17 protein-coding genes and 1 pseudogene are annotated in these 16,503 nt (G+C 50.2%); 7 read left to right on the top strand and 11 right to left on the bottom strand.

Annotated features, from left to right (window positions below):
- The first annotated feature begins 690 nt into the window (after positions 1 to 690).
- Positions 691 to 1,857: a hypothetical protein gene (locus tag AC52W5_RS07970; protein WP_495670618.1), complete on the top strand. Its 1,167-nt coding sequence runs from the start codon at positions 691 to 693 to the stop codon at positions 1,855 to 1,857.
- 55 nt (positions 1,858 to 1,912) lie between these two features.
- Positions 1,913 to 2,269 carry a hypothetical protein gene (locus AC52W5_RS07965; RefSeq protein WP_495670617.1) on the top strand — a complete coding sequence of 119 codons (357 nt, stop codon included), beginning with the start codon at positions 1,913 to 1,915 and terminating at the stop codon, positions 2,267 to 2,269.
- Here the strand turns inward: AC52W5_RS07965 and AC52W5_RS07960 are convergent.
- From AC52W5_RS07960 to AC52W5_RS07950, 3 genes are all read right to left on the bottom strand, one after another.
- Positions 2,260 to 2,616, bottom strand: coding sequence for a response regulator (locus tag AC52W5_RS07960; RefSeq protein ID WP_495670616.1), 357 nt, complete (start codon positions 2,614 to 2,616; stop codon positions 2,260 to 2,262). The two genes, AC52W5_RS07965 and AC52W5_RS07960, sit on opposite strands and share 10 nt — an antisense overlap.
- A 120-nt stretch (positions 2,617 to 2,736) precedes the next feature.
- Complete coding sequence (locus AC52W5_RS07955) at positions 2,737 to 3,153, bottom strand: response regulator (protein ID WP_495670615.1); 417 nt, start codon at positions 3,151 to 3,153, stop codon at positions 2,737 to 2,739.
- Positions 3,154 to 3,517: 364 nt separating this feature from the next.
- Entirely contained in the window at positions 3,518 to 4,399 is an 882-nt protein-coding gene (locus AC52W5_RS07950) for an ion transporter (protein ID WP_495670614.1), read from the bottom strand.
- 108 nt (positions 4,400 to 4,507) lie between these two features.
- Here AC52W5_RS07950 and AC52W5_RS07945 point away from each other — a divergent pair, with 108 nt between their 5' ends.
- Entirely contained in the window at positions 4,508 to 4,984 is a 477-nt protein-coding gene (locus tag AC52W5_RS07945; protein WP_495670613.1) for an ion channel, read from the top strand.
- 111 nt (positions 4,985 to 5,095) lie between these two features.
- Positions 5,096 to 6,313 carry a Na+/H+ antiporter NhaA gene (gene nhaA / locus AC52W5_RS07940; protein WP_495670612.1) on the top strand — a complete coding sequence of 406 codons (1,218 nt, stop codon included), beginning with the start codon at positions 5,096 to 5,098 and terminating at the stop codon, positions 6,311 to 6,313.
- Between the two features lie 173 nt (positions 6,314 to 6,486).
- Here the strand turns inward: nhaA and AC52W5_RS07935 are convergent, their stop codons facing one another.
- Entirely contained in the window at positions 6,487 to 7,077 is a 591-nt protein-coding gene (locus tag AC52W5_RS07935) for a hypothetical protein (RefSeq protein WP_495670611.1), read from the bottom strand.
- 736 nt (positions 7,078 to 7,813) lie between these two features.
- Between AC52W5_RS07935 and AC52W5_RS07930 the strand changes: the two genes are divergently transcribed.
- Positions 7,814 to 9,136 carry a porin gene (locus AC52W5_RS07930; protein ID WP_495670610.1) on the top strand — a complete coding sequence of 441 codons (1,323 nt, stop codon included), beginning with the start codon at positions 7,814 to 7,816 and terminating at the stop codon, positions 9,134 to 9,136.
- A gap of 72 nt (positions 9,137 to 9,208) precedes the next feature.
- On the opposite strand, the gene AC52W5_RS07925 is transcribed toward AC52W5_RS07930, so the two are convergent.
- The gene (locus AC52W5_RS07925; RefSeq protein ID WP_495670609.1) at positions 9,209 to 10,150 is read right to left on the bottom strand and encodes a calcium/sodium antiporter; all 942 of its coding nucleotides are present in this window, start codon (positions 10,148 to 10,150) and stop codon (positions 9,209 to 9,211) included.
- A gap of 537 nt (positions 10,151 to 10,687) precedes the next feature.
- Between AC52W5_RS07925 and AC52W5_RS07920 the strand changes: the two genes are divergently transcribed.
- Positions 10,688 to 11,038, top strand: a complete 351-nt coding sequence (locus tag AC52W5_RS07920; RefSeq protein WP_495670608.1) for a VanZ family protein — start codon at positions 10,688 to 10,690, stop codon at positions 11,036 to 11,038.
- Between the two features lie 74 nt (positions 11,039 to 11,112).
- On the opposite strand, the gene AC52W5_RS07915 is transcribed toward AC52W5_RS07920, so the two are convergent.
- The 6 genes from AC52W5_RS07915 to AC52W5_RS07890 all read right to left on the bottom strand — a co-directional run bounded on the left by AC52W5_RS07915 (position 11,113) and on the right by AC52W5_RS07890 (position 15,972).
- Entirely contained in the window at positions 11,113 to 11,655 is a 543-nt protein-coding gene (locus tag AC52W5_RS07915; protein ID WP_495670607.1) for a baeRF3 domain-containing protein, read from the bottom strand.
- A gap of 192 nt (positions 11,656 to 11,847) precedes the next feature.
- Positions 11,848 to 12,165 carry an HPF/RaiA family ribosome-associated protein gene (locus AC52W5_RS07910; RefSeq protein ID WP_495670606.1) on the bottom strand — a complete coding sequence of 106 codons (318 nt, stop codon included), beginning with the start codon at positions 12,163 to 12,165 and terminating at the stop codon, positions 11,848 to 11,850.
- Positions 12,166 to 12,633: 468 nt separating this feature from the next.
- Positions 12,634 to 13,698, bottom strand: coding sequence for a cyanophycinase (locus AC52W5_RS07905; protein ID WP_495670605.1), 1,065 nt, complete (start codon positions 13,696 to 13,698; stop codon positions 12,634 to 12,636).
- 1,204 nt (positions 13,699 to 14,902) lie between these two features.
- The gene (locus AC52W5_RS07900) at positions 14,903 to 15,115 is read right to left on the bottom strand and encodes a GDCCVxC domain-containing (seleno)protein (RefSeq protein WP_495670604.1); all 213 of its coding nucleotides are present in this window, start codon (positions 15,113 to 15,115) and stop codon (positions 14,903 to 14,905) included.
- 12 nt (positions 15,116 to 15,127) lie between these two features.
- Entirely contained in the window at positions 15,128 to 15,598 is a 471-nt protein-coding gene (locus AC52W5_RS07895; RefSeq protein WP_495670603.1) for an ArsI/CadI family heavy metal resistance metalloenzyme, read from the bottom strand.
- A gap of 11 nt (positions 15,599 to 15,609) precedes the next feature.
- Positions 15,610 to 15,972 carry an ArsR/SmtB family transcription factor gene (locus tag AC52W5_RS07890; RefSeq protein ID WP_495670602.1) on the bottom strand — a complete coding sequence of 121 codons (363 nt, stop codon included), beginning with the start codon at positions 15,970 to 15,972 and terminating at the stop codon, positions 15,610 to 15,612.
- 80 nt (positions 15,973 to 16,052) lie between these two features.
- Between AC52W5_RS07890 and AC52W5_RS07885 the strand changes: the two are divergent.
- A pseudogene (locus tag AC52W5_RS07885) lies at positions 16,053 to 16,184 on the top strand (IS3 family transposase); the annotation flags it as partial.
- Between the last annotated feature and the right edge of the window lie 319 nt (positions 16,185 to 16,503).

Below are 16,503 nucleotides of genomic sequence, written 5' to 3'. Positions count from 1 at the left end.
GACGCCTTCAAGTTCTTTGAGCTGCGCCTCGAAACCGGCACTCTGATCGATCGTTGAAGTTCTCGCGTAACCGATGATCATTTACTCTCACAAGAATTAAGTATGCTGTGATAGAGCACCGATCATAAATCAAAACTGTATCTAGTGATAGGTTTTAGGGGGTTAAAACATCTCTCACTAGGGCTAGCTCTAGTGAGAGTCTGAGGGAGGATTCTGAAATTAGTCTGCTGAGCATGAACTGAGAAATTTCTTACGGAGTTTACCACCATGAAATGGTGGAGATTCACGCCCTCCTGCGTCTTGAAAGAATAAAACTTCTCGCCACAGTATTAATTGTACTCTTGCAATCCGCTGGCTCCAGGCACCCTTAGCCTCACTAGCGATGCAGCTCCTGCAAACCCAAGCGGATTAGCGCCTCTGCTCGATGCCGTAATACTGTGTCTCCGCTCCCGAATGTGACCGTGAAGAAGGTCGTCAGAACTGCCATCGGCAGTCGACATCATTGGCTTCACTTGGCCTTCCGGCTGCGATATGAGGGGAGGGCGGTTGTTCGCGCGTACATGTTTTACTGTGATAAAGGTAATTAATTTCATTTCCTGTTCTATATTGAATCTAGGTTTAGGAAGTTTGCTCAGGTAATTAATACAGCATCAAGTACAAATACGAAAATCGGATAGAGCAGGGACGTGCATGCAAAAAATAGTTAGGAAACTTTTAGCATCATTCAAGCAAATTTCATGCTTATTCCAAGGGTATTCACAATTCGGCGCTATGCTGGTGGTTACCCTCGCACTATTTTTTTCAATTTTATTTATTCCGGAAATTGCACTTGCGGAAAGTAAACGATGCCCGAGTGACCGGCTTGAGGGAAACAATATATTGTCTCCTGCTGAGACATCGACAATAGAAGCAATTTGGAGGGATCTTCATGGGAACGGCGCAAGCGGCGGCGACGGGCCCTTAGGCTGTCCAGTCGGGGAAGCCGAAAAGGTTGATGATGCGAAGAGTAAATGGAGTGGCGTAAGACAAAGATTTCAAAGAGGCTGGATAGGAGTTGGACGAGGTTCTTCCCCTCATAGCGAGATTGCTGTCATAAGGGGCTGGGACAATTGGACTATTTGGATCAATAATGCGTGGCCCTTTAAAACCTTCCCCGCTTTTGTCGCTGATTCGCTTGGTGCAGTCGTAGGAAAAAATGGGGAGAAAGTGCAAGCAAAAGCTCGGGCGGCACACTGGTCCCGAGGTGGTACAGTGGTCACCACGGTTCCGACGCCTACAGAAGTCTCTTTGATCCAATGCCCTGTTTTTCCTAGTTTTGAGTCGCCGGAGCCCCCTTGCACTCAACTCACTCCTGCTCCTCAAGATCCTGATCGTCCATTTCCTGATCGCCCATTTGATGCCGCCGCGCATCTCAGCCAGGAGTTACTTACTACACCGGCTGTCAATGGTTTTGAGGAACGAGTAGATGCACTATTTGCTGACTGGCTTCCATGTTATACAGGTACTCCGAGTGGGCTTGGTACCGGGAATGGTCTGAGCACAGATGAGGATGAGTTTGCGCGGGCAATGGTTATGATGCGCAGAGATTCACCTTGTCCGCTTACAGGCCACTCGCCGCGGGACTACGTGAAGCAATCTCTCCTCAAACTTAACTTTCCTCCTGATATGCTCCCGGGAACTAACTCAGATAACGAGGATTGTCCCCGCAAAGGCGAACTCGACGTTACTCTGGTGCAGCTCCTAAATCTTGCACTGAAGCATAGGGAAGAGCTGAAGAAAGACGTTTTTGGTCATATAAAAAATCTGCTTGGTCCGTGGGGAGTGGCGGCTCGAAAAAGATCCCTACATTACACCTGATGACCGGTATACCCATATTTGTTTTATGTATGGAATAATCGAAACTGAGAACCATATGCTCCTGCAGGAAACAGCTGCGTATTTGATAAACTCATTGATGGGGCGGGACACCTCGAGTAACCGGGATTGGATTCTAAAATTTTTAAGCCAGATCTCCCACAGGGATTTTTACGAATTTAATTCATTACCTTATTCACGTTATCAGCTCAAAGCACTATATGCACTGCATGACTATGCACCAGATGAGGCTGTTAGACTTGTTGCCAAAGGAATTCTTAATTGGATTTTTGCCAAACAGGCTTTTTCGGGGAATTTCGATCGTGACCATCGTCCTTACCGTCGCCGGCATGAAGACAATCAATTAAATTCGAGAGATTCAGTGAACTGCATGACTTCGACGAATTACCGGTAGTCGACCGGCTTCGACATATATCCCGCCACGCCGAAATTGAAGCTGTGCAGTTTGTCCTGTTGGTCATCGGAGGTGGTCAGTACCACCACGGGAACAGGCCTGAGTCTCTCGTCTTTTTTCACTGCCTGCAGGAATTCGATGCCATTCATGATGGGCATGTTCAAGTCCAGCAAGATGAGACAGGGCTTCTCACTTTTCTCATCCCGCAGGTAATTTAGGGCATCCTCCCCGTTTTCCCGGTGCACGACTTGATTTGCAACATGAACTTCCTTGAGGGCACGGGTAACCCTCATCACGTCCACCTGGTCGTCTTCAACAAGAAGAATAGGTTTGTTAGTGACCCTCATGGTAGTTTCCTATACTGCTTCGATAAGGGGGCAGTTGTCGCTTTAATGCCAGGAAAGGGGCATGAAGGGAGGAAGGGAAGGGCGAGAAAGAGAAAAGCGGAAATTGCGGCCCCGTTTCCTTTAATTAGGCAAGTTGCTCGGCATATTTATGATACCTGCAATTGCCTCAACCAGCACCTGTAATGAGACGGGTTTGCAAAGATGCGCCTGGAAACCGGCATCGAACGCTCTTGCCCGATCCTCATGCCGGTTGAATGCGGTGAAGGCCAAGGCTGGAATGTCTTTGCCTTTATCAGCCGGGAGGTTCCGCACCGCCCGGATGAACTGGTAGCCGTCCATCTGGGGCATGCTGACATCGCTTACGATGATGTCGAGTCTTTGCATCCGCACCTGCTCCAGCCCTTCCGCAGCAGTAGGAGATGCTATTACTTCGGCGCCGCATAGGCCCAGCATAAACTTGGTGAGCGCCAGGGTGTCTTCGTTATCATCAACGACCAGCACCTTGATCCCGGAGAGGGACGGGTTTTTATTATCCATGGCAGCGGTGAAACACTTACGTATTAGTTATGATTTTATCACTCCTTCCTCCACCTCTTTCTGTTCGTTTTCTCACATTAACAGTTTAAGGCAGGCCGAAGCAGGAAAAGAACAAGGGTAAAAAGGTGTCAATAAAACGAAAAACCCGCTGAAGCGGGTTTGAGAGGGGGTACATGGGAAAATAACTATGACCTAAAGCGCATGCAGGTCGTCTTTTACGGCTTCCTTTGCATCTCCATATTTTTTCCGGACCTTGCCCAAGCCTTTGGCTTCGTACGAGGCAGTTACTTCCCCTACCCTAGCAAATCCCTGCGATAGAAGTCAGCATGACGGCAAACCAATCTGTGCTTCAGGGCGACATCTGCTAATCACGTGCGAACATGGGAAGTTTCGCGCCACAATTCCTGCAAAATCTTGCGTTCTCTTCCAGTCCCGTTGTCAGGCACTCAGGGCAGGTCCGAGTATTTGGCGGGCGTTTCATCGCGAACCGTTGAGCAGTCATTTCAGACGTGATAATTCCGGTTGGGACAGCAAGGATACTCCACCCGACCAGCATGGTGATTGACGTAATTGCGCGTCCCAGATCAGTTTGAGGGGTAATATCGCCAAAGCCAACGGTTGTGACCGCTGTAATAGCGAAATAGACCGATGTCGGAATACTGCTAAACGGAGAATTCGGACCCCCTTCTATTACATAGAGCAGGGTGCCATTCAAAATCACTACGATCCCTACCACAGACAGGAAAATCAGGATTTTGCGCCTGCTCGCTATGATTGCGCTGCCCAGCACTGAGTACTCCTCCACGTACGCAGTAAGCTTCAGAAGGCGAAACATTCGCAGCAATCGCAGTAGGCGAAGATCGACTAACGCATGCAGTTCCGGTATGAAAAAGGCAGCATAGGTTGGAAGGATTGCAAGAAGATCCACTATCCCAAAAAAACTCCTGGCATATCGCAGGGGATGTTTTACGCACCACAGTCGAGCTATGTATTCGATCGTGAACGCAACAGTGAAAAACCACTCCAGGGCATTCAGGATTCCACCATGTCGGTGGTTAATCTCGGAAACGCTATCGAGCATCACCACGACCACACTTAACAAGATAGCAGCGATGAGCGAAAAATCGAACCATCGGCCAGCGCGGGTCTCGGCTTCGAAGATAATTACAAAGAGACGGTCACGAAAGCCAGGCTCCGGCTTCCCGAAATACGCCGCAGCATTGCTTCTTGAGATTGGTCGTGGCACAACGTTTTCCTGTTCCTGTTTTTTCATAAGCATATAAGTTTTAAAGAGTAAAAGGCATTCCAATGTCCCCTTCATGGATAATAAAAAATTTAGGCATACGAGTGACCCATGAATGAACACGCTGCCCACCTCGTAGTTTTGGGCATATCCGGAATGATCGTTGCGATCTGTGTAATGCTCCATTATGAGGCACTACGTTTTCTTGGCCTCACGTTGGGAGCGCATGTACATAAACGCATTGGCGTATTGCTGGTAATGATGGGACTATTAATCGCACATTTTCTGGAGGTGTGGGTTTTTGCCGTTGCCTACATGTTTGTGGAGCATGAGATGGGGCTTGGCCGAATCGCCGGTATCACAACCGGTTACATTTTTGATTATTTTTATTATTCATCTATCTCCTACACGACGGTTGGCTTTGGGGATTTGATACCTGTGGGCGCGATACGAATGCTTACCGCTGCTGAGGGGCTTGCCGGTTTGTTATTGATTACCTGGTCTGCCTCATTTACCTTTCTGGCCATGCAACGCTTCTGGCCTCACGCTCTTGCGGAATCGCAAGAAAAATCAGACGGTGAAACTTAAAGCTTATTTTGCGAATGATGAGCTGGCGTTATCGCCACAAACCAGTCACGAAATCTTCCTGCAACCATAAACGCAACAACTCTGGCCTCTTACATTAACAGGTGACCTCCCATGCAACAATCAACTCCGCCCCGCCGCATGAAATCACGCCGCCATCGCGTAAAGAGCATTTTTCGGGAATTTATTTCCAGCCAGGCAGCGGGCGGTCTCGTGCTGATGAGCATTGCGCTGCTCGCGCTTGTGATCGCGAACTCCCCAGCCGCACCGGTGTACTTCGGAGTATTGGACTCGCATGTGCTGGGCCTGTCAGTACTGCACTGGATCAACGACGCGTTGATGTCGCTGTTTTTCTTGCTTGTCGGTCTCGAAATCAAGCGTGAATTTCTGGATGGTCAGCTCAAGACCTGGCCTGACCGGGCGCTTCCCGGGGTGGCGGCCCTGGGGGGCATGCTCGTACCGGCCTTGATCTATATTGCTTTCAACTGGTCGACTTCCGAGACTTTGCGGGGATGGGCGATCCCCTCGGCTACCGATATCGCTTTTGCGCTCGGGGTCCTGGCGCTGCTTGGTTCCCGTGTGCCCGTCTCGCTGAAGGTCTTTCTGACCGCGCTTGCGATCCTCGACGACCTCGCGGCAGTGGTGATTATCGCCATCTTCTACACCACCGAGCTGTCCTGGCCCCACCTGCTTGCAGTGCTGGGCCTACTGGTGATTTTAGCTGTGCTCGGCCGCAGCGGTGTCAGGCGCCTTAGTATCTACCTGGGACTTGGCCTCGTGCTCTGGTTTTTTGTTCTTAAGTCTGGCGTACACGCGACCCTCGCTGGCGTGGCACTGGCCATGATGATTCCGATTGGAGCACCCCAAGGCCGACCATCAGAGGCCGAGTCTCCGTTGCTGCGTCTGGAGCACTCGTTGCACCCATGGGTGACATTTCTGATCGTGCCGATTTTCGGCTTTGCGAACGCGGGCGTGTCGTTTGCCGGCATGAACGCTTCCGTGCTGCTCAAATCCGTCCCCCTGGGCATTGCGCTCGGGCTCTTCATCGGCAAGCAGCTCGGGGTCTTTTTATTCGCCTGGGTCGCAATACGGGCAAATCTTGCCCAGTTGCCCGCCAGTTCCACATGGCCCCAGCTCTACGGCGTAGCGATGTTATGCGGCATCGGCTTCACAATGAGCCTGTTTATCGGGTTGCTCGCGTTTCCCACTACCCCCGAGTTGCAGGCCGACGTTAAAGTTGGAGTACTCTTGGGGTCCTTATTGTCCGGCCTAATAGGAGCGGCCCTGCTCCTCATGTTTACAAGTACAACGCCAAGAGGCAAACAAGCGTGATGAAAGCAGGGGAAGTATCTGAATCTGCGCATAGCAGCGCTATTTGGTGCAGCCTCTCCAAGGGATGACTGAGCAACCGGCTACAGGTCAATAAGGTCCGGCAGATAGGTATGCGGTCTATCCGCGCAGAACCGATTTTGCCTTTCTTTGTAACCAGTCCTGGCATGCCCTGGTTATTGCGGCGTATAAGCAGATGGTACGTATTCTACTACCACCATCCCCAGCTGCTTATTGAGGCCGAATATGGGAATAATGGCACGAAAGGTTCCATTACCAGCTTTTTCTAACTTGATTTCATTAGTATTCAGATCGACATCGGGATAAAGACTGGAGAAGGTCTCGACAAGCTTCTTGCGATCGCTGGCAACGATCACCTTGCCATCAGGCTGGGCTAGGACTGCAGATTCGAAACCCCTGATTTGAACTAGTTGGCCTAAATACTGATCCACCTGGTTCACGTTTCCAGTCATGAGCTCGCGACGAATGACCCAGGCGAAGGGGATGCTGAATAGACGCAAGGCTTCTTCAACGCGGGCATCCTCCAACTGTTTTGCTTGATTGATTATTTGGGCGCGCGCTTCGGCCTGCTGCGCCTCCACTTGGGCCAGCCTGTTCTCCACCGCATTCACCGCGGCCACCTTCCAGCCATACATGCCCACAGCCACTATCACCAGGGCAGCGACCAGGCCCAGCATAATTTTGCGCTCTAGCCTCATGCCCCCGGATTTACTAGGGGTAGTACCGTTGTTTTCGACCTGGTCCATATCAAGCTCCTTGGCTGGGTATTTTTGTGCTTTGTATTGTTGCGTGTTTGGGAGAGCGGAAATGGCAACCGACGACTATTGATACGAAGAGTTGGAATGTTATTGGGAATGCTGGTCGTTCGCCGCGAACACGAACGTTAAAAATAAACTCTAATCGGCGCTCGCTTATTAATCGGTGCGGAATCCCACTTATAGCGATAGGCTGGCAAGGCGCAGTTAACTGCTCATTCAAATCAATCAGCCGATGCTCAAGCCCAAAAAGCAGGAGCATCGGTTTCTTTTTGTGCCGACGTTTACAGCAGAGGATCGAAAGTACCGTCTAAATGACTTTTCCGCAGCCTTTGCGCGCGCTCCTGCCTCGATATTCCCTGTTAATTTTGAAGACTAAAATAGGAATCAGCGTTGCGGTACGTCCTTAAGAAAGGAGAGTCACCGATAGAGTGGAATAGGGGGGATCAGCCTTTCTTTTAACAACTGATCCAGCTATCGCTATTACTTCTGCTGTTACGGCTCGATCACGCGAAACCCCTGCAACTCAATCCGTCCTTCGCAGGACACACACTTCCTGTTTTTCGTGCATAAGTCGCCGTTAGCGACTTTTAGCAAGCGCGTCGCCTACATCTGGTGATCCTTTTTAAACGATTGGTATCCCCAAGACTCGTGGACGTGGGATCGGGCTTATATATGCACGCCTTGCTGTTCCTTTGAAACAAAAATTTCAATTAAAATTACCTAAATGAATCAAACATCGAAAAATAAAAACCAGGCTATATTGGTTGGTGCAGCGATACTATTTTTGGCTATCTGGAGCTTGAGTAATGCGCATGCCAACAACTTAACAAATATATTCAACGAAAGTAGTTTGGAATTGGGCGTCTGGATTAACGGCGGTATTACCTACAATGCAAATAATCCTGCGGATGGTTTCAACGGTGCCGTTACTTTTGCAGATAGGGCTAATCGACTTCAGTTAAACCAATTTAATTTATTTTTACAGCGACCGGTAGTGTCCGAAGGTGCGGAGTGGGATATTGGGGGGCGCTTCGATTTTATGTTTGGCACCGACGCCATCTTTACTCAGGCTTTTGGCATTTCCGCGTTCGATGAGAATACCGGAGAACCTTCGGACAGGGGAAATTGGGATCTCAATCTGTGCTGTAACTCGACCCGCACCTATGGTATCGCACTTCCGCAAGCCTATCTGGAGGCTTATGTGCCAATTGGCAATGGCCTCAACATCAAGGCGGGACATTTTTATACGCCCCTCGGATATGAAACGGTGCCAGCCCCTGATAACTTTTTTTATACTCACGCCTACATTCTTAACAGCGGCGAACCCTTCACCCACACTGGGTTGATGGGTAACTATACAATCAACGAAAATTGGTCAGTTCTAGGCGCTGCAACCACGGGCAGCGCGACTGGTGGCTGGGATGGCGGTTTTGATAAACAACTAGACAATTGGGGCGGATTAGCTAGCATTCTGTGGAGCAGCGATGATAAAAGAACATCCGCGACCATAGGCGGAACCTATGGGCAGACAGCTACAAAGGAGCCCTGGATATTTTATAGCGTTGTTCTACAGCATCGAATCACTCCCAGGACTCACGTCGTCGTACACCATGCCCACGGTTGGGCAAGTAATATTAAGCTGCCAGATGGGATCAAGAATGCCGAATGGTACAGCGTCAATACTCACTTGACGTATGATCTGCTCCCTGACCTTTCCATCGGGATACGTGCCGAACGATTCAATGATAGGAACGGCTGGCGCGTATTCTCGCCCTACCGGATACTATCGGCGACCAATAACAGAGGCGTCAGCTATGCAGGGAACATTCCCTTTATCAGTGCGCCTGCAAACTATTACGCTGTCACGCTAGGCATGAACTGGAAGCCAGTAAAAAGATTGAAAGTTAATTGGAAAGCAATGGAAAACATAAGGATCAGGCCAAACATCCGTTATGACCGAGCAGATGGCATCAATATGGCCTTCCGGCCGTTTGATGGCAGAAAGGATCAGTTCCTGCTCTCTTTGGATGTCACAATTCCGTTCTAACTCAAATCAATAAAAGCAGGGCGAGCCAGTATGCTGAACTGCTAAAGGGTAAGAAGAATTGGGTCGATTAAGTTAACGTGTAAGAGTTGCTACCACATAAGTCATGTAGGCGCCTAACAAGCAAAATCCTCGTTGCCGCGAGATGGCTCCGTTGCGCGGCAGGATCAGCAGCACGGTCAGCATACCTACTCCCAGTGCAACAGAGACCTCTCTTGGAGGTGCCTGGATAGGGTGGATAATCGCGGCGATACCGACGATGGCCAAACTATTGAACAGGTTACTGCCCAGTAAGATGCCCAGCCCTAAATCAGTATGACCCCGCCAGCGAGAGAGTAGTGTGGTCACCAGCTCGGGTAATGAGGTGCCGATGGCTACTACTGTCGCGCCAATCAAGTAATTATGCATACCCAGTGCGGCGGCGATGCCGCTTGCCCTGTCTACAAAAAGATGCCCAGCCAGAAGCAGGCACATTAACCCTACAAGAAGGAACAGCCAAGCACGGATAGGCTTGCCTGGTGATTCCGTATTGCCCTTCGTCGTGTCCCGACGATGCTTGATCGCCTGCCTGACAATCAAGGCCAGCCAGAATATGAATAGCATCAGCAAGAAACTTCCATCTGTACGCGACAAAGTACCGTCAGCGGCGAACATAAGAATGAGGATGGGCACGGCCAAGGCAAAGATGAAGTCACGGCGCAATTCGTTGAGATGGGCGGGTAGTGCCCCGAACAGTAGTGCAAGCCCCAGGATCAATGCGATATTTACCACGTTGCTGCCCAGCGCATCCCCCAGGCCAATTTCGGGTGTGCCCGCTATTGCCGCTAAGATCGAAACAGTCAGTTCGGGGCTAGAGGTTGCGAAAGCTGCCAGGGAAGTGGCTACCAGCAGTTTAGGAAGACGCCACAAAGACGCCACGCCGAGCACACCTTTAAGGAAAAATTCTCCGCCCAGTGCAGCCAATGGAATGGCAGCTAGCAAAGCAAGGAGATCAGTCGTGGAGAGAGGCCCAGCCATAGCTTCACCTCGGCATCAAGGCGGGCATGAGAATACTTCAAGGCGACAAGGCCCTATTCGCCTGGCAGAACTGTTACCCTCCCTGTTCGAATACCCTTGGTAACACACAACCCGCTCAAAGGGGTAAAACTGCCGCGGGCCGAGGGTTATCAGGGAAAAACACGGCATTGGGTGATCACCAGCAAGATCAGGCGGCAGACACTCAAAAACTAACGGAGATAAAGCTGATAGAATATGTTTCTGCTTGGTTGTGCCGGGATGTCATAACAAGGGTATTTGGATACACCTTCCTAGAATTAGGTGTGAATCCCACTGGATAGTGCTAGCGCATTCTGGTATTCACAAAGCTGTGGAAAAAGGAAGGCGTTATGTCATTTACATTCAGGATTGCAAGCATAGGAAGAAGAAATTTATGCTAAGCCCTTCCCTGATTTATTGCGCCGTGCGATAAACGCCGACCTAGTAAATGTCGCCGAGGAATTTGAACTCATCTTGTACCTGCAGCGCCTAGTATCTCGTCATTTGCATATTATCGCCATGTTGGCGACAGTTGCAATTGTGGCGTCCCTGTTTATAGGGGGGCGCCAACCCGTCGCCGTCAATTTGGTATCGCATCCTTGGGATAAGCTGCTCCACGCTGGGGTTTTTGCCTTGCTGGCCTGCACGATCGGTCTGGCAAGCGATTTACGTGGAAGGCAGAAACTACCCGTTGCATTTTTTGGCGCTCTGCTGGTAGGTGCGCTCGACGAATGGCATCAGATGTATCTGCCGGGTCGGGAGGCAGGATGGTCCGACTTCATTGCAGACGTAATTGGGAGCATTTTCGGCACGATATTTCTGGCAATATTTTTGCCAATGAAAGGCACGCCTTCGTTGCCTATTTCTTGATTGTTCCGTCTGGTTTTCTCGGTACCAGAAGAAATTCGCGAATGTAGATCCTGGATGAGTTCATGCGGGATTCGCTATTGCTCATCGACCCAATTCCGGGCCTTTGCGCTTGCGGCCTCATACGCCTTGTTTTCATCATCCACCGGCTCGGCGAAGCTCTCGTATGCAACTTTGCCATCGCCAGCAAGAATGCGGAAACGGCCGTTCCAGAGACCAGTTGTGTCGTCACGCTCCGGCCAGGCGGTAATCCGGTACCCTTTATACTCGTCGTTCATGTCGTCCTCCATATGATGAGGCTCTGTCAATTCCGAGCCCAACGCCTCAGTGATCGTTCCGGGAACATCTTCGGTTAATTCGACTTCATCCAGGACGTCCCGGTTTCCCTCGAAGAGCTTGATCTCCCTTCTGTTCAGGCCAAGCACCTGGAAGCGGTCTGCGGACTGGAGGATGCGCAGCAGTGGCTTGACATGGAAACTATCAGCCACTACCGCCAGTTCAGGCACTGGCCGCTGAAGTTTGAAGACGCGAAACAGGCGTGAGTTGCCCATAACTGCAAGGCCATCCTCCGTATGGTTCCAGAACTTGGCATCATCAGCCAGTTTTTTGGAATGGACCAAGCATATCCTCAGCGCGTTTTAACGGATATTGAAGCCGGAGGGATTCTTCCAGCCCTTGAGCAGATTCCGATACCGTATGGGATCTTGCTGATTTCCGGATGACGCCTGTGGGTTGGTTGGTACAGGGATACGCAAGGCGGCTCCTGATCTGCCAGGAGCAGGCAAGGTCATCGTGGGTAAGAGAATTTGGCATCAGGTTCTGCTCCTTGCGCGGCCAAACTGGCTCTCAAGTGCCGTCTTCAGTTTTTCGGCTGCTCCTTTGATCGCGTCTTCCACGTTCGCTGCCAGATTGGTAGCTGCAATGGGCTCGAGTCCGGCGGGACGTGCCTCCATGAGACAGCGTTTGTCCTGAGCCCCGGACTTGTCGCTGTTCACATCGCTCAAGTGAACCTCTACACGAGTGATCCGGTCCTCGAACCGGCTCAATATCCTGGTTACGGTCGATTCAACACCCCGGGAAAGTTCACTATCCACCTCAATGCCGCTGCCATTGTTTACCTGAAACTGCATTATGTTCCCCAGTTGCTTTCAAACATCGTCTACCTACTGAAGCATAGCAGAGGATCCAATGTTTGAGTCTATTAGACGTGAGCGACTAAAAGGAATAGGCGGCTCGACTATGGAACGAGGAGTTGGAGGGCGCTCGCTGTTATAGATGAGGCTGAAGGATAAGTAAAAACAGGATCAATCGGATAATAGGCCAGCAACTAACCAACCGGTAATCCTTAAGCAGTACGCCAGCGATGAATTAAACTTAGAGCAGATAGTCCGATATAAATACCGTGAATTCTTGGTAAAAGAGGGATCTATGGCCTATATGACAGCTGAAGCAATCGCACAGTACTTACTCGCCGGACCGGTTGCCATCCTCGAATACCGAGGCCATGGACCGCGTGACTAGGACTTTGACTCGCTTGAATCTGGTGGGACCGAATCAACAATCCGGGCAGCGCTGAGTGCAGCGCGTTGCTTGGTTTTTCAGTAAATGCTGCCAGTGCTGGATATTAAATCGCCTTCCTTGACGTCGATGATGTAATCACTCTCATTTCCCGCAGTCTCTATCTTTCTCACTTTTACATTGGTAAAGCTAAGAGGCTGGTCAGGCTCAAGGTTCAGCTGGCTTTGCAAATCAGTGCTCAGAATATAGACTGACCCGCTGACTCCTGTATTTGCAATGACCTTGTAACTAAAATTGTCTCCTGGAGAAGATGGGTCTGTGTTGTCCTCAATTTCCATCAATAATGCTGTTTCCTCATCTACTCCGATAGCCTGGGCAATGGCAGCACTGGTCCATTGGCTATTTATCGCGTGCCCCAGGAACGTGATCAGGCGGCCCATGCGATCGCGCGCATTGAAATGGGAATCAGTGACAGTCGATAACAGGGGGGGTAAGGGCGTCCTGTCGCTCCAAAAATCACGTCTCAGTGCGACGCACTGTGAGTAGGGGTCGGCCAAGGCTTTTGACGAAGTGATCGCGCACGGGTCGGCGACATAAGCGAACTCGCTGAGTACCATGGTTCCCGCGCTTGTTCCGCCAATGGGAATTTTGAAGTTCCGGACCTGTTCCGATATCAGCTGTTCCAGCAACGAGCCCTTCCAGAAATTGTAGTAGCGCCCTTGATCGCCCCCCGTTAGCCAGATTGCGCCGGCATTTCGAATGTAAGGCTCAAGCGCCGGGTCGTTCGCCGTTTCGATGTCAGGAACAACCAGAGTTACTACCGAGGCGACGGGCCCGACTATGCTGAGGTAAGTGTCGTCAGGCGGGTCGCTGCCATTATCAATCACGACAAAATTTCCCGGCCTCCCTGTACTGCCATCGCCACACTGGGTCATCTTGGCAATCATCCAGCTAAAGGCCTCCTTGACGTCGTCTCCTCCACCCATTAGGACAGCAGTTCGTGTGCTTAACGGAATTGTGCCGCAGGGCAGATAATCAACCATCTCGCCATTTCGAGAGATCCCTAATCGCGATTTCGATTTATTGGCTGCCTCTACCAGGCCTATCCCTGTGGAAAACACAGCAACCATGATTGGTGTTGCCATCAATCTGCATATAATTCTGGAACTTGTTTGCTGCTGAGCGAGAAAAAACCACACAAGCAATTCCATTTTTTGTCTCCTTTGTTATAGGGAATTTCGGTCTCCCGATGGCAGGAATCCTAGCTGATGTGTGCAATCGACGAATTCGCAGGATCCTTCAGTTTCTCGTTTTCAGACGTTACGCAGCCAGCTAATAAAGCAACCATGGCTACACTTACAAAACTTTTTACTAAATTCATTCTTATCCTCCTTGAGTTGCTTCGAAAATGACGCGATTAACATTAAGGGTAATCCATTACATTTTTTGCACGCGGTTAATTTCAGGCAGGCCTCAAAGCGGGGACTGATGTCTGCCTGACTGATGAATCTGGTGAAAGGGAAGGTGCACAGCGGCGAGGGCGTGGCCAGACCCTACACCACCTCGGAAATGGGAGCTTTAATGCGGCAAGATCACGGCGTGCGCAGAACTTCGCTTATACGCGCACCAAAAAATACCGCTAGAAAAGTATTCCCATCAAATGTTGAAGGTCTGGCGCCGGGAGATTTTCGTCTTAAAAGACGTCGAATCCATCTGAATGCAGGATGGTAAGCGCCTTAAATTCCAAGTTCGTTGTGGGCGCCAATAACGCACGAGTTCAGGATATCAACATTCCGCTATTGATATCCACATTATTTTTGTGGAAATTTTAGAAAAGTTGGGAATTTTTGATTTTGAGTCTCGTCGAATACATACGGACAAAGGTATTTCCGTCCGTAAGGTGTGTTAGTCCCTGAAGTGGGAGCATATTTTAGCTGGTTGATCATATTCTTTTTAGCATCTCAATTCTGAAAGGGGGTTATCATGGAAATGGCAATTCTCGTAGTAGGTATAGGTGCCGTTGCTCTTTGGTTTTTCATGTCCAAAGATGGACGGAAAGAATAATACATCTGATACGATACTCAGAACTCAGGGTTAACCGTTCATTCAAATCAATCAGCCGATGCTCAAGCCAAAAATGCAAGAGCATCGGCTTCTTGTTTCGCACAGTTCGGATGAACTGGTAGGCGTCCATATGATGCATGCTGACATCGCTTACGATGTCGAGTCTTTGCATCCGCACCTGTTCCAGCCCTTCCACAGCAGTAGGAGATGCTATTACTTCGTCCCACTTTTTTATCAGGACAATACTTTCTCCCTGAGCAGTCCTTTTCTCGACAAATGTCAGCTTTATCCGCAACAGTCATGCTGTTGTTGAATTGGCGGGCACTTTACCGAACCGAATGAACAGAACACGCAGCAGTCCCCTGGATTTGGTCGTAACAGTACTTTGCAGTTGCTGCATTCGTAATAGAACTGGCAGGCATCCGTAGGCATGGTTTCCTGCCTGGCAAAGCCGCAGTGCGGGCAAGTCAGCAGGGATTCAAGAATAATGCCGTTCACCCTGGACGCCTCCTAGCAGCACTTCGCGGCTTTACGATTCTCGGCCTTGGCAGTCTTTGACGATGGTGCGCAGCACGCGGCTGCTTCCCCCGTCTTCACCCTGGCATCCGCGCCGTATATCTCAGCCTCGCCTAGCGTGTGGTAAGTTTCCCAGGCAATTCCTTGCGGATCGGTGATCCAGTATTTATCAGAGCGCGCGTAGCAGCAGGTTGCATCCGGCTGCTCATGCCGGTTGATTTCAGCAGTGGTCACCTGGCTGCGCAATGCGCTGAGTTCTTCCTCGGTATCCACCTGGAGCCCGAGATGGTCCAGGCCTGCCCTGGCACCCCGCTGCGAAATGGCGAAGTTGATGCGGGGGTCTTCCATCATCCACTTTGCGTAGTCCGGCTTGCGCACCGAGGGCTCCGCCCCGAATACCGCCGAATAAAAGCGGATGTTTGCGTTGAGGTCATCAACAGCGACATGCACATGAAAGCGTTTCATGATTTGCTCCTTTAAGATTTACGTTTGGCTTGCGGTGGCGCACAGCAACCTTCAAGCGCCGTTTCCATCACTGCAAGGCACTCCTGCGGCATGCCCTTGCAGCAGTTCTGGGTAAGAAACGTCATCAGCGCCGCCATTTGCGCGAAGTCGGCCATGTAGTAGATGAAACGGCTTTCCTGGCGCGATGTCACCAGACTCGCATGGCTGAGTTCCTTTAGGTGAAAAGACAAGGTGGCAGGGGCTACACCAAGTTTTTCACCGATGCTGCCCACCGACATGCCTTCCGGACCCGCTTGAACGAGCAGGCGGAAAACCGAGAGGCGTGTTTCCTGGGCGAGTGCCGCGAGTGCGGTTACGGCTTCTTTGGTTTTCATATTTCGGCAATAATAGAAATATAGAATAAAGTCAAATTTATTTGGGCCTTGCCCCTTCAGAATGGTGGAATGTATGAGGTGAACAAGCACGGCAAGATGTGTTCGATTATATCGAAATGTTTTACAACCCAATCCGGCGACACGGTTATAACAATAGCCTGTCTCCAATAGAGTTCGAAAAACAGTATTTCAACCAGCTCGAAAGTGTCTAGTAAAACCGGGGCGATTCATAGTTTGTTTAGTCCCTCCATGTAGAGGTGTAGAGTATTGCCCAACTACAAGCTTCCTATTGTCCTTCCAGCCACTTTCTCGATTCTTCCCGCGATGGCTTTCGCAGTCCTTTCACTTGATCCTTATTCATAAATCCCAATCTTGTTACGGCATGGAAGTTAGATTAATACTTCTTGAAAGCTGTAGTAGCCCCCAATTGAACCGGACACAGATGCACTGATGACAGGAGATAGGCATATGCCTGGTGCTATGCATAGTGCTTCGGGTTTTGAACGTATTGAAGTAGTAACCGGTGTTGAG

The organism is Nitrosospira sp. CT (assembly GCF_059489795.1).
Note: the sequence above shows the minus strand (reverse complement) of the source record. Positions and strands in the feature narration are given on the sequence as shown.